We start from the raw sequence: 11881 nt of genomic DNA, 5'->3' as shown, positions 1-11881 counted from the left end.
GTGGCGTCCGGACACGGCACCCGCCGGTTCGAGCACTTACCTCGGTAACGAAGACGCCGCAACCGACACCGCGCAAGCCGTCGCTGCCGTCGCCAAACCGAAGGCCAAGGCAGGTGCGCAGGCGCGTGCCGGCAAGCCGACCGTGCGTCGTCGCGATGCGTCGAATACGCCGCAGAAACCGGGTTCATCCCGCTGAGTCCCGGAGAACAAGACCATGGAATTTTTCCGTTTCCGCAAAGACATCCCGTTCATGCAGCGTGCGTTGATTTTCAACGCAATCTCGCTGCTGACGTTCCTTGCCGCAGTGTTTTTTCTCGTGCATCGCGGGCTGCATCTGTCGGTGGAATTCACTGGCGGTACGGTTATCGAGGTGCAATATCCGGGCGCCGCGCCGCTTGAACCGGTGCGCGGCACGCTGGCCCGGCTCGGCTACGCCGACGCTCAGGTGCAGAACTTCGGCACCTCGCGCGACGTGCTGATCCGTCTGCCGCTCAAGCAGGGCTTCACGTCGGCGCAACAGAGCGACCAGGTGATGGGCGCGCTGAAGACCGACACGCCGCAAGTGCAATTGCAGCGCGTCGAGTTCGTCGGGCCGCAGGTCGGCAAGGAACTCGCCACCGACGGCCTGCTCGCGCTGGCCTGCGTGGTGGTCGGCATTGTGATCTACCTGTCGTTCCGCTTCGAATGGAAGTACGCGGTGGCCGGCGTGATCGCGAACTTGCACGACGTGGTCATCATTCTCGGCTTCTTCGCTTTCTTTCTGTGGGAGTTTTCACTGTCGGTGCTGGCCGCGGTGCTTGCGGTGCTCGGCTACTCGGTGAACGAATCGGTCGTTATCTTCGACCGGATTCGCGAAACCTTCCGCCGCGAACGCAAGATGACGGTGATCGAAGTGATCAACCACGCGATCACCAGCACGATGTCGCGAACCATCATTACGCACGGCTGTACGCAGATGATGGTGCTGTCGATGTTCCTGTTCGGCGGCCCGACGCTGCATTACTTCGCGCTCGCGCTGACGGTCGGTATTCTGTTCGGTATCTACTCGTCCGTGTTCGTGGCCGCCGCGCTCGCGATGTGGTTCGGCGTCAAGCGCGAAGACCTGCTGAAGGAGAAGAAGGACCGCGTCGATCCGGACGATCCGAACGCGGGCGCGCAGGTTTGATGCGCGCGTCGTAACGCGCGGCTCGCGCGCAGAAGATTGCGCGGGCAATTAAAAAGGCCGGTTCGTTTTCGAACCGGCCTTTCGCGTTTACATCGGCGCTCGGCGGCGACACGACCCGCCGCCCACTTGCCGCGCTAACGGAACCCGAGCTTACGCCGCGCGCCGATCAGCGCCGCGATGCTCAGCACCGCGGCAAAGATCACGTAATAGCTCGGCGCGGCCTTCGAACCGGTCGCGGTGATCAGCCACGCGATGATGAACGGCCCGAAGCCGCCGAAAATCGTCACCGCGATGTTATAGGCGAGCGACATGCCGGTCGTGCGCGTCTGCACCGGAAAGATCGCGGACAGCAGGCCCGGCGTCGCGCCGAAGTATCCGCTCACCAGAACGCCGAACACGATCTGCCACACGATCAGCGTGCCGAAGCTCGGATGCGCGATCAGATACACGAAGGCCGGATAGACCAGCACCAGCAGCAACGCCGCCGCTATCAGCATGATGCGCGTGGCCCCATGCCGGTCCGACAGATGCCCCGCGACCGGCGACAGTACCATCTGGATCAGGCCCGTCACCGCAATCGCCGCGAATGCGGCAGACGGCGCGAGTCCCAATTGCTTCACGCCATAGGTCGGCATGAACAGCATCAGGTACGCGGACACGGTGCCGAGCACGACCACGCCCATTGCAATCACGAGCCGCACTTTCTGCGTCGCGAGCGTGTCGCGCAGCGGCGTCTGGGTCGTTTCCGCCGCGAGGAATTCGGGCGTTTCTTCGAGCTTCGTGCGGATATACAGCGCGACCGGCCCGATCAGCAAACCGAAGATGAACGGCACACGCCAGCCCCACGACGCCATCTGCTCGGGCGTAAGACCGCCGCTCAACAGTGCGCCGAAGCCGGCGGCCAGCAAGGTGGTGAGCCCCTGGCTCGCCAGTTGCCAGCTCGCGTAGAAGCCGCGCCGCCCCGGCACGTGTTCGGCGAGAAACGCGGTTGCGCTGCCGAACTCACCGCCAGCCGAAAAGCCCTGCATCAGCCGCGCGAGCACGAGAATCAACGGCGCGGCGAGGCCGATGCTCTGATAGGTCGGCAGGATTGCGATGATCAGCGTGCCGCCCATCATCAGCCCGATCGACAGCGTGAGCGCCGCCTTGCGCCCGGCTCGGTCCGCATACGCGCCGATCACGATCGCGCCGAGCGGCCGCATGAAGAACGACACGCCGAAGGTGCCGAGCGTCAGCAGCAGAGAGACCGTGTCGTTGTGGGCCGGGAAAAACAGTCGCGAGATGGTCACCGCGAAAAAGCCGTACACCACCAGATCGAACCATTCGAGCGCGTTGCCGATCGACGCGGCTATCACCGCGCGCCACGAATTCTGCGGGCTTGCCGCGACGCTTGCCGCTGTCGTTACATTCATCCGGATCTCCTGAGTCGCGCGCGAGAGTATTTATCGACGCGAGCATCACGCTCGCGTTGGCCGCGCCGGCTGCGCGCGCCGCCGGCATGACTGCATGCGCTCTATTTAACTGAAAAAATAAAACTACGCGAGTAACAAATCGCGAATGCCCGCGATGCAAGGCCCCGACGCTCGCGAATGGCGATAAAAAACCGCTCGGTCGCCTCGCGACCGGAGCGGTTTTCGTATTGCGGCGCAGCGTGAAAGCGAAGCGCGCGGCAGCGCGATAGCGCTTACTGCTGCTTGATGCCTTCGGACTGGATATGCAAACGCGTGGTCATGTTAAAGCCATATTTCGCGCCGAAGTCCATGCCGAAATCGGCGCGATTGAACTCCGTACTCGCCTCCACCCCGCACACTTCGCGCTTGAGCACCGGGTGCTGCATGCACTTGAACGAGTCGATCTTCAGATTCACCGGCTTCGTGATGCCTCGAATCGTCAGATTGCCGATCACCTCGACCGGTTTGTCGCCATCGAACTTGATCTCGGTGCCCTTGTAGGTGACGGCTGGATACTTCGCGACGTCGAAGAACTCTTCGGCCTTCAGATGATCGTCGAGCTTCGCGTTGCCGGTCTGCACGGACGCGGGATCGACGCTCACATCGACCGTGCCGGTCTTCGCAGCGCGATCGAGCGTCACGGTGCCGGTGCTTTTCGCGAACTTGCCGCGCCAGGTCGACAGACCGCCGAAGTGGTCCGCCTCGAAGCTCGGATACGTGTGGGTCGGATCGAGCATATAGGTGTCGGCGGCAAACGCGCCGAGCGACAGCGACGAAGCCAATGCGCCAACAGCGATCAACATGGACGTTTTCAATTCATGCTCCTCTATTGCGTTGAAACGGCGGTGAAAGCCTGCGGTGGGAAAACCGCCGCGCCGCCCACGGGCGAGGCGCGGCCAGGCGCACGAATACACGCTGTATCGCGTGACTCTGCGCGTTACTTATGCGCGGCGACGATATGAAACTTGATCACCACTTCGTCGGCGACGACCGACGTGTCCTTCCACTCGCCGGTGCCGATGTCGAATTGCGAGCGCCTGATCGGCAGCGAGCCGTCGAAGGTCTGCACCGCGCCCTGCTGGGTCACCGTGACCGGGACGACGACCGTCTGCGACTTGCCCTTGATCGTCATCTTGCCGGTCACCTTGAACTGGTTGCCGCCGGCCGGCGCGATCGCGCTGGAGACGAACGTCGCGCTCGGATAGGTCTTCGCCTCGAACCACTCCTTGCCGCGCACCTGCTCGTTGTAGCTGTCGTCGCCGAGATCGTAGCTACCCACGTCGATGCTCAACTGCGCGCTGCCTTCGGCGGGCCTGGCCGGATCGAAATTGATCTGCGCGGTGAACTTGTTGAACTTGCCTTCGACCGGCACGTTCATCTGTTTCGACGTGGCCGTCACCGAACTTTTGGCGACGTCGACCTGCGCGAAAGCGCCACCCGCGACACTCAGCGACGCCGCCGCGAACGCGGCCAGCATGTAGCGATAAAACGAAACCTTCATGGTTATCCTTATTTGAGGAACGGCAGCATGCGCGACAGCAACCCGTCGCGATCGATCAATTGATGCTTGATCGCGGCCAGCACATGCAGCGCGACCAGCACCAGCAACGTGTAATTCAGTGCGATATGCAGGTTCTTCAGCACTTCCTTTAGCTGCGGATCGGGCGCGATGATGCGCGGCAGCGGAATCAGGCCGAGATAGACGACCGGCACGTTCGCCGCCGAGCTATACAGGTAACCGGACACCGGAATCGCGATCATCAGCACGTACAGCAGCAGATGCACGAGGTGCGCGGCGCCGCGCTGCCAGAGCGGCATGCGACGCGGCATCGGCGGCGCGGCGTGCGTCGCGCGCCACAGGATGCGCATCACCGCGAGCGCGAACACGGTCACGCCGATCCATTTGTGCCAGGAAAAATAGCGCAGCTTGGTCGGCGTGAAGCCCGGGATGTCGGTCATCACCCAACCGAGCGCGAAGCCGCAAACGATCAGCAGCGCGATCAGCCAGTGAAACGCGATCGCGGTCCGCGTGTACGACTCCCGTTTAGCGAATGAAGGATTGAGTGTCATCGAAATTAAACGCAGGCTGATTGAGGTTAACGGCGCGGCGGGGCCGGCTATTCCCGGCGGCTTGCCGCCGCGGCAAGCGGCTGCGCAAACAGCCTCGAACAGCGGTCAAACATCGACGCATATCTGACGAGGGCCGCGACACACGCTACGGCCGCCATGCTACCCCAAGCGCACGAAGCGGGTTCGAGCCGCATCCACCCGGCGGGTCTGTTTTTTGCGAGCACTTGCGCCGGCCCTGTCACCGCAATCGAATCAATCAGGGACCGGGACTGTCCGAGCCGGAGCGATCCATGCCAGACTAGCCGGCAGCCTCGTCGGGGGAAAACGGAAGAAGATCAGAGCAGCCCGCACCGAAGCCGGATAGCGGCCAGATTACGGTCTGCTTGCAGCGCGCCATTCGGGCGGGACGCGAGGCCTCCTTTGGTACTATTGCTGCCGATGCCGCCTGAGCCCCGCCTCAACCACAGGCCTCGCACGCCGCCACTCACGTCGTTAGCCCATCTACCGCATGGAACATGACAACCTGATCGCGTGCCATGAATGCGATACGCTGTTCCGCAAGCCACGGCTTGCCGGGCGCACCACCGCGCGCTGTCCGCGCTGCCGTGCGACGCTCTATCGCGGCGTGTCGCGCAAGCTCGACGCGATCAGCGCGATGACGCTCGCCGCGCTGATCACGTTTCTGATCGCGCAGGCCTTTCCGATCGTCGAACTCGACGCCAACGGCATCACCACGCAGACCACGCTGTTCGGCGCGCTCGTCGCGCTGTGGGGCGAGGACATGCAGATCGTCGCGGTCATGGTGTTCTGCTCGACGGTGCTTTTCCCGCTCACCGAACTGGTCGCGCTGCTGTACGTGCTGGTGCCGTTGCGCGCCGGCTACGTGCCGGCCCACTTCAACCGGGTGATGCGCGCGATCCAGTTCGTGCGGCCGTGGGGGATGATCGAAGTGTTCATGCTCGGCGCGCTGATCACGATCGTGAAGATGGTCAGCCTCGCGCGCGTGATTCCCGAAGCGGCGCTGTTCGCGTTCGGCGCGCTCACGCTGATGTTCGCGGTGGTCGTCACATTCGATCCTCGCGTGCTGTGGGATCTCGCCGACGAACTGGGCGGCAGCGGCGCGCGGCCACTGCCGCGTACGTCGGCCGATAGCGCGGCGGCGGCCGTCGGCTCGCTCGCCGGACCGCCCGCGCCGTCGGCGCCAACCACCGCACAGTCGCAGGCGCGGCCCGCGCCGCCACCAGGGAGCGCCGCCGATAGCACCGGCGTTGCGCCACCCGGCCTGCCCCCCACGCCGCGCAACGGATGACCCCGCGATGAAATACGTCAGCGCGAGGCGCGCCGGCCTCGTCTCCTGTCATGCATGCGGACGCGTCGAACCGCGCATCCGCTCGATCACGCCGCAGCACTGCGGACGATGCGGCGCGCATCTGCACTCGCGCAATCCCGACAGTCTGATGCGCACCTGGGCGCTACTGATCGCCGCCGCGCTGCTGTATATTCCGGCCAACCTGCTGCCGGTGATGCACACGTCGTCGCTATTCGGCTCGGAGGACGACACGATCATGAGCGGGGTCGTCTATTTCTGGACCTCGGGCGACTGGCCACTCGCGGTGATCGTCTTCATCGCCAGCATCATGGTGCCGATGCTCAAGCTGACCGTGCTGGTGCTGCTCACCATCACCGCGCAGCGCGGCTCGCGCTGGCGTCCGCGGCAACGCACGACGCTGTACCGGATGGTCGAGCGGATCGGCCGCTGGTCGATGCTCGACGTGTTCGTCGTCACGCTCACCGTCGCGCTCGTGCGCTTCAAATCGCTGGCAGTGATTACGGCGGGGCCGGGCGCGATCGCGTTCGGCTCGGTCGTGATTCTGACGATGATCGCCTCCCTGCAATTCGATCCACGGCTCATCTGGGACCCCGTGGAAAGCAGCACCCCTACCCCTCAGGATTCTGACCATGACTAGCCCGCAAGGACCGACGCACGCTTCCGGTGACGCGCCGCGCAACGATTCGAACGGACCCAGACTGCCGCCCCAGCTTCCGGACCCCGACATCGAGCCGCGCAGCCGCTGGCTGCCGTCGCTGGTTTGGGTGATTCCGCTGATCGCCGCGCTGATCGGCGTCGTGCTCGTGATCAAGTCAGTCACCGAGCGCGGGCCCGTCATCACGATCAGCTTCGTCAGCGCGGAAGGGCTCGAGCCGGGCAAGACCAAGGTCAAGTACAAGGACGTGGACGTCGGCGCTGTGAAGACCATTACGCTGTCGCAGGATCTGTCGCATGTGCTCGTGCAGGTGCAGCTCACCAAGGAAGGCCAGAAATTCGCGGTCAAGGGTTCGCGCTTCTGGGTGGTGCGCCCGCGTGTCGGCGCGAGCGGCGTGTCGGGGCTGACGACGCTGCTGTCGGGCTCGTATATCGGCGCGGATGCGGGCCACTCCACCGACAGCGAAGACAACTTCGTCGGGCTGGAAACGCCACCGCCGATCACCGGCGACCAGAAGGGCCACCAGTACGTGCTGCATGGCGAGTCGCTCGGCTCGATCGACATCGGCTCGCCGATTTTTTACCGGCGCGTGCAGGTCGGCCAGGTGGTCGGCTTCTCGCTCGATAAAGGGGGCACCGGCGTGACGATGCAGGTGTTCGTGTCCGCGCCGTTCGACCAGTACGTGGGCACCAATACGCGCTGGTGGCATGCGAGCGGTGTCGATCTGCGGCTCGATTCGAGCGGCTTCAAGCTGAACACGCAATCGCTCGCGACGGTGATCGTCGGCGGCCTGTCGTTCCAGTCGCCGCCCGGGCAGAACATGGGCCCGCAGGCGCCGAACAACCAGACCTTCCGGCTCGGCTCGGACGAAGCGGACGCCGTGCGCGAACCGGACGGCGTGCCGCTGCGCGTCGTGATGAACTTCAACCAGTCGTTGCGTGGGCTGTCGATCGGCGCGCCGGTCGATTTCCGCGGCATCGTGCTCGGCCAGGTGACCAGTATCGGCATCGACTACGATCCGAAGACGCGCAGCTTCACGATGCCCGTGACGATGAACCTGTACCCGGACCGCCTCGGCAAACGCTTCCGCGAGACCGCGCCGGAGCCCGGCACGCTCGCCGGTCAGACGCTGCTCGAACAACTGGTCAAGCGAGGGCTGCGCGGCCAGTTGCGCACCGGCAACCTGATCACCAGCCAGCTGTACGTGGCGCTCGATATTTTCCCGAAAGCGGCGCCGGCCAAGGTCGACGTGACCAGCGATCCGCTGGAGCTGCCGACGATCCCGAACACGCTCGACGAATTGCAGCTGCAGGTCGCCGATATCGCGAAGAAGCTCGACAAGGTGCCGTTCGATCAGATCGGCGACAACCTGAACAGTGCGCTGAAGAACGCCGACCAGCTGTTCACGCGCCTCGACAAGGAAGTCGTGCCGCAGGCGCGCGATACGCTGTCGGCCGCGAAGCAGACCTTCAGCTCGGCCGAGGCGACGTTGCAGCAGGACTCGCCGCTGCAGTCCGACGTTCATCAGGCGTTGCAGGAATTGACGCGCACGTTGCAGTCGCTCAATGCGCTGTCGGATTACCTCGAGCGGCACCCCGAATCGCTGTTGCGCGGTAAATCAGGAGATAAACCATGACGTTTGCCCGGCTCCCCCGCCCGCCGCGCGGGCTCGTGCGCGGTGTCGCGTATGCCGGCGCGCTGGCCGCGGCGATGGCGATCGCGGCGTGCGCGTCGCCGTCGAGCCGTTTTTATACGCTCGGCGCTGCCGATACGCCGGCAAGCGCGGCGCCGGCCGTCGCGCAGACGACCACCGCGCCCGCGTGGCTGATCGAAGTGACACCGGTCAATGTGCCGCCGCAGGTGTCGCGCAATCAACTGGTCGTGCAGACCGGTCCGACTCAGGTGCAGTTGCTCGAACAGGAGCGCTGGGCGTCGCTGCCTGGCGATGAAATCCGCCGTGCGTTGTCGATGGATCTGACGCAGCAATTGGGCACCATCGATGCGTTCGGCGCCGCGCGGGCCGATGGCGTGGCGGTCTATCGGATCGCGACGAACGTGCAGCGATTCGAGTCGTGGCCCGGCTCGCATGCGTTGATCGACGCGGTGTGGAGCGTGCGGGCGGTGCGCAGCAATGCGGTGATGACCTGCCGCAGCGTGGTCAGCGAGCCGGTGGGCAGCGGCTACGACGCGCTCGTCGACGGGCACCGGCGCGCGCTCGCACAAATATCGACGCAGATCGCGGCGGCGGTGCGGGCGATGGCCGCGACGGCTGGCAGCGGGAAAAACGCCGGTGCCGCTTCGGGCAAGACTGCGGCGGTGGTGGTGCCGGCGTGCCCGTCCGCGCAGACGAGCGCCGGCGCGGGCGCCTGACAGAGCCGCCTCGCGCAGTGCGATGCACGCGCGCAAAAAGCGTTTTTGCCTGACGCGCGCCGCGTTGTCGCGCACCGTTTTGCCGACGTTGCGTGACGCGCCGGTGCCGAAGCACGGACTGTGCGGCAGACATTGCGTTGCCCATCCGAACGGCCACGGATCGCCGCGGGCGCCCCATCCCGACCGCGTACAATGGCGCCTTATCCAACGCCTTGCGGCAACCTCAATGTCCTTCGATTTCTTCCTTCCTTGCCCGCGCGGGCTCGAAGCTGCGCTCGCGGCCGAACTCGCCGAAATTGCCAGCAAACATCTCGATGGCGCCGAATTCACGGCCGGCGCCCAAGTGCCCGGCGGCGTGCATTTTCGCGGTGGCTGGGCCGCCGGCATGGCGGCCAATCTGCATTCGCGCCTCGCGAGCCGGGTGCTGCTGAAAATCGCGCACCGGCCGTATCGCAGCGAGCAGGACATCTACGCGCTCGCGCTCGAACAGCGCTGGGAGCAGTGGTTCTCCGCGCACGAGACGCTGCGCGTCGACGTCACTGCGATCAAGTCGCCGCTGCGCAGCCTCGAATTCACGACGCTGCGCGTGAAGGATGCGATCTGCGATCGTCTGCGCGAAAAAAGCGGCGCGCGGCCGAACATCGACACGGCGATGCCGGACGTGCGCGTCTTTGCATTCCTGAATGCGACTGACTGCACGCTCTACCTCGACACGTCCGGCGATCCGCTGTTCAAGCGCGGCTGGCGTCTCGACAAGGGCGCCGCGCCGCTGCGCGAAAACCTCGCGGCCGGCATTCTGCGTCTGACCGGCTGGCAGCCCGGCACGCCCCTGTACGACCCGATGTGCGGCAGCGGCACGTTCCTCGCGGAAGCCGCGCAGGTGGCGCTCAGCATCGCGCCGGGCGTCGAGCGCCGCTTCGGCTTCGAGAAGCTCAAGCAATTCGACGCGAAGACCTGGCGCGAGCTGAGAAATGCCGCGCTCGACGTGAAGCAGGCCGCGCGCACCTCGCGCGCCGACCTGCAGATTTTCGGCAGCGATATCTCCGGCGATATGCTCGACAAAGCGCGCGCGAACCTGGAGCGCGCCGGTTTGCCGACGATTCCGCTCAAGCAGCTCGACGCGCGCGATATGACGCCGCCCGCGGCGGCGGCCGGCATCCTGGTCGCGAATCCGCCGTATGGCGAGCGGATCGAAGTGCGCGGACGCAACGCGCGCGGCGAGCTTCGCGAAGGCCGCGGCAATCGGGATCGTGATGACGACGGCTTCCGCCGAATTCAGGAAGACGCGCCGGACAGCGAGTTTTTCGAGCTGCTCGGCAATGCGCTGAAGCAGCGTTTCGCGGGCTGGCATGCGTTCATTCTGACGTCGGATCGCAAGCTGCCAGGCCAGTTGCGGCTGCGTGAATCGACCAAGACGCCGCTCTTCAATGGCGCGCTCGAATGCCGGCTGTTCCGCTTCGATCTGATCGCGGGGAGCGTGCGGCAGCGCGCGCAGGGGGATGCGCCGGCGGGCTAAGCCGGCCCTTTCTCCTGCCACTCGCCCCGCCCTACTGACACCACGCTGTCAGTAGCACCCCCGCACACTCCTTCTCACGCCGTCCGGCGTCTTTTACAACCGCAGTCGGCGTACTGCCGACAGAAGGAGAGTGTCATGTCCGCATTGCCCAACGTCGTTGCCTGGTTTGAAATTCCGTCCGTCGATTTCGATCGCGCGGTGCGCTTTTACGAAACCGCGCTCGACACCGAACTGAAACGCCAGGAGTTCGGCGGCCAGCCGATCGCCGTGTTCAATTACGAAGAGCCGGCCACGGGTGGTGCGATCGTCCATAGCCCGTCGATGACACCCGCCGACGATGGCGTCATCGTCTATCTGAACGCGCGGCCCACCGTCGACGCGGCGCTCGCGCGCATCGAAGAAGCGGGCGGCAAGACCGAGGGCCCGGTCATCAAGCTGCCGCAGGACATCGGCTACATCGCGTTCTTCACCGATACGGAAGGCAACCGGCTCGGCCTGCATTCGCTGACCAACGGCTAGCAGCACGCTCCAGCGCGCAGCCGGGCACGCAGTCCGACCTACACCGGAGCGCGGCATGCGGCGCTATCATCGCCGGACCGTCCCCCCTCTCCTCTACCCGACGCCCACGATGACGCGCCGCGCCGACCGCCTGTTCCAGATCGCCGAGCTGCTGCGCGGCCGGCGTCTGACCACCGCGCAGCAACTGGCCGAATGGCTCGACGTGTCGTTACGCACCGTCTATCGCGACGTACGCGATCTGCAATTGTCGGGGGTCCCGATCGAAGGCGAAGCGGGCATCGGCTACCGGTTGTCGCGCTCGGCGAACCTGCCGCCGCTCACGTTCACCGCCGATGAACTCGCCGCGCTCGCAGCCGGCGCGCGCATGCTCGAATCGTGGGGCGGCGCGGGATTCGCGAGCGGCGCGCGCGGTGCGCTCGCCAAGATCGCGTCGGCGATGCCCGCCGACAAGCGCGCGACGCTCGAACGGCTCGCGATCTTCGCGCCGTCGTTTCATATCAAGGGCGATTTCTCCGCGCAGCTCGACACGCTGCATCGCGCGATCGACGCACGCCAGGTGGTGCGCTTCGCGTATACCGATGCAAACGGCGCCGGCACCGAGCGGCGCGTCTGGCCGCTTGCGCTCGCGTACTGGGGCGCGCGCTGGACGCTTGGCGCATGGTGTGAATTGCGCGGCGATTTCCGCAATTTCGGGCTTGAGAAGATGCGCGATCTGGATGTGCTCGAGCGGTATCCAGATCGGGAAGGCAGACGGCTCGCGGACCTGCTACGGCACGTGAACGCGAAGCCGAAATAGCGCGGCGAG

General features: G+C 65.3%; 13 protein-coding genes. 9 read left to right on the top strand and 4 right to left on the bottom strand.

Translation table 11 applies throughout. The features are described from left to right. Together VGH68_RS14610 and secF are read left to right on the top strand one after the other, a co-directional pair. On the top strand, window positions 1-196 hold a 196-nt coding region (locus VGH68_RS14610; RefSeq protein WP_331604354.1), incomplete at its 5' end, for a hypothetical protein. 18 nt (window positions 197-214) lie between these two features. Beyond that, window positions 215-1165: a protein translocase subunit SecF gene (gene secF / locus VGH68_RS14605; protein ID WP_331604353.1), complete on the top strand. Its 951-nt coding sequence runs from the start codon at window positions 215-217 to the stop codon at window positions 1163-1165. 134 nt (window positions 1166-1299) lie between these two features. On the opposite strand, the gene VGH68_RS14600 is transcribed toward secF, so the two are convergent. The 4 genes from VGH68_RS14600 to VGH68_RS14585 form a co-directional block, all read right to left on the bottom strand. Beyond that, window positions 1300-2577, bottom strand: coding sequence for an MFS transporter (locus tag VGH68_RS14600; RefSeq protein WP_331604352.1), 1278 nt, complete (start codon window positions 2575-2577; stop codon window positions 1300-1302). A gap of 272 nt (window positions 2578-2849) precedes the next feature. Further along, entirely contained in the window at window positions 2850-3419 is a 570-nt protein-coding gene (locus VGH68_RS14595) for a YceI family protein (RefSeq protein ID WP_331604351.1), read from the bottom strand. A 134-nt stretch (window positions 3420-3553) separates the two neighbouring features. Then, a complete protein-coding gene (locus VGH68_RS14590; protein WP_331604350.1) occupies window positions 3554-4117 on the bottom strand; it encodes a YceI family protein in 564 nt (187 codons plus the stop codon). Between the two features lie 8 nt (window positions 4118-4125). Further along, window positions 4126-4686 (bottom strand): cytochrome b, encoded by a 561-nt coding sequence (locus VGH68_RS14585; RefSeq protein ID WP_331604349.1) that lies wholly within the window; start codon window positions 4684-4686, stop codon window positions 4126-4128. A 508-nt stretch (window positions 4687-5194) separates the two neighbouring features. On the opposite strand from VGH68_RS14585, the gene VGH68_RS14580 reads away from it, so the two are divergent. From VGH68_RS14580 to VGH68_RS14550, 7 genes are all read left to right on the top strand, one after another. Further along, window positions 5195-5995 (top strand): paraquat-inducible protein A, encoded by an 801-nt coding sequence (locus tag VGH68_RS14580; RefSeq protein ID WP_331604348.1) that lies wholly within the window; start codon window positions 5195-5197, stop codon window positions 5993-5995. Between the two features lie 7 nt (window positions 5996-6002). Further along, entirely contained in the window at window positions 6003-6653 is a 651-nt protein-coding gene (locus VGH68_RS14575; protein WP_331604347.1) for a paraquat-inducible protein A, read from the top strand. After that, on the top strand, window positions 6646-8307 hold the full coding sequence (locus VGH68_RS14570) for an intermembrane transport protein PqiB (protein ID WP_331604346.1): 1662 nt from the start codon (window positions 6646-6648) through the stop codon (window positions 8305-8307). Before VGH68_RS14575 ends, VGH68_RS14570 begins: the two co-directional genes overlap by 8 nt. Further along, complete coding sequence (locus tag VGH68_RS14565; RefSeq protein WP_331604345.1) at window positions 8304-9041, top strand: PqiC family protein; 738 nt, start codon at window positions 8304-8306, stop codon at window positions 9039-9041. The genes VGH68_RS14570 and VGH68_RS14565 overlap by 4 nt, the downstream gene beginning before the upstream one ends. 226 nt (window positions 9042-9267) lie before the next feature. Then, window positions 9268-10557 (top strand): class I SAM-dependent RNA methyltransferase, encoded by a 1290-nt coding sequence (locus tag VGH68_RS14560; protein WP_331604344.1) that lies wholly within the window; start codon window positions 9268-9270, stop codon window positions 10555-10557. A 135-nt stretch (window positions 10558-10692) separates the two neighbouring features. Further along, window positions 10693-11076, top strand: coding sequence for a VOC family protein (locus tag VGH68_RS14555; RefSeq protein ID WP_331604343.1), 384 nt, complete (start codon window positions 10693-10695; stop codon window positions 11074-11076). A 55-nt stretch (window positions 11077-11131) separates the two neighbouring features. Beyond that, window positions 11132-11872 (top strand): YafY family protein, encoded by a 741-nt coding sequence (locus VGH68_RS14550; protein ID WP_331604342.1) that lies wholly within the window; start codon window positions 11132-11134, stop codon window positions 11870-11872. Window positions 11873-11881: the final 9 nt, after the last annotated feature.

The organism is Paraburkholderia sp., assembly GCF_036488505.1.
GTDB lineage: Bacteria > Pseudomonadota > Gammaproteobacteria > Burkholderiales > Burkholderiaceae > Paraburkholderia.
This window is presented reverse-complemented; position numbering and strand designations above follow the sequence as displayed.

Bases quoted from the DNA above. Each gene is read 5' to 3' on its own strand.
- VGH68_RS14590 (WP_331604350.1), bottom strand. From the start codon at position 4,117: ATGAAGGTTTCGTTTTATCGCTACATGCTGGCCGCGTTCGCGGCGGCG.
- VGH68_RS14575 (WP_331604347.1), top strand. From the start codon at position 6,003: ATGAAATACGTCAGCGCGAGGCGCGCCGGCCTCGTCTCCTGTCATGCA.
- VGH68_RS14595 (WP_331604351.1), bottom strand. From the start codon at position 3,419: ATGTTGATCGCTGTTGGCGCATTGGCTTCGTCGCTGTCGCTCGGCGCG.
- VGH68_RS14560 (WP_331604344.1), top strand. From the start codon at position 9,268: ATGTCCTTCGATTTCTTCCTTCCTTGCCCGCGCGGGCTCGAAGCTGCG.
- VGH68_RS14550 (WP_331604342.1), top strand. From the start codon at position 11,132: ATGCGGCGCTATCATCGCCGGACCGTCCCCCCTCTCCTCTACCCGACG.
- VGH68_RS14580 (WP_331604348.1), top strand. From the start codon at position 5,195: ATGGAACATGACAACCTGATCGCGTGCCATGAATGCGATACGCTGTTC.
- VGH68_RS14600 (WP_331604352.1), bottom strand. From the start codon at position 2,577: ATGAATGTAACGACAGCGGCAAGCGTCGCGGCAAGCCCGCAGAATTCG.
- VGH68_RS14565 (WP_331604345.1), top strand. From the start codon at position 8,304: ATGACGTTTGCCCGGCTCCCCCGCCCGCCGCGCGGGCTCGTGCGCGGT.
- secF (WP_331604353.1), top strand. From the start codon at position 215: ATGGAATTTTTCCGTTTCCGCAAAGACATCCCGTTCATGCAGCGTGCG.
- VGH68_RS14555 (WP_331604343.1), top strand. From the start codon at position 10,693: ATGTCCGCATTGCCCAACGTCGTTGCCTGGTTTGAAATTCCGTCCGTC.
- VGH68_RS14570 (WP_331604346.1), top strand. From the start codon at position 6,646: ATGACTAGCCCGCAAGGACCGACGCACGCTTCCGGTGACGCGCCGCGC.
- VGH68_RS14585 (WP_331604349.1), bottom strand. From the start codon at position 4,686: ATGACACTCAATCCTTCATTCGCTAAACGGGAGTCGTACACGCGGACC.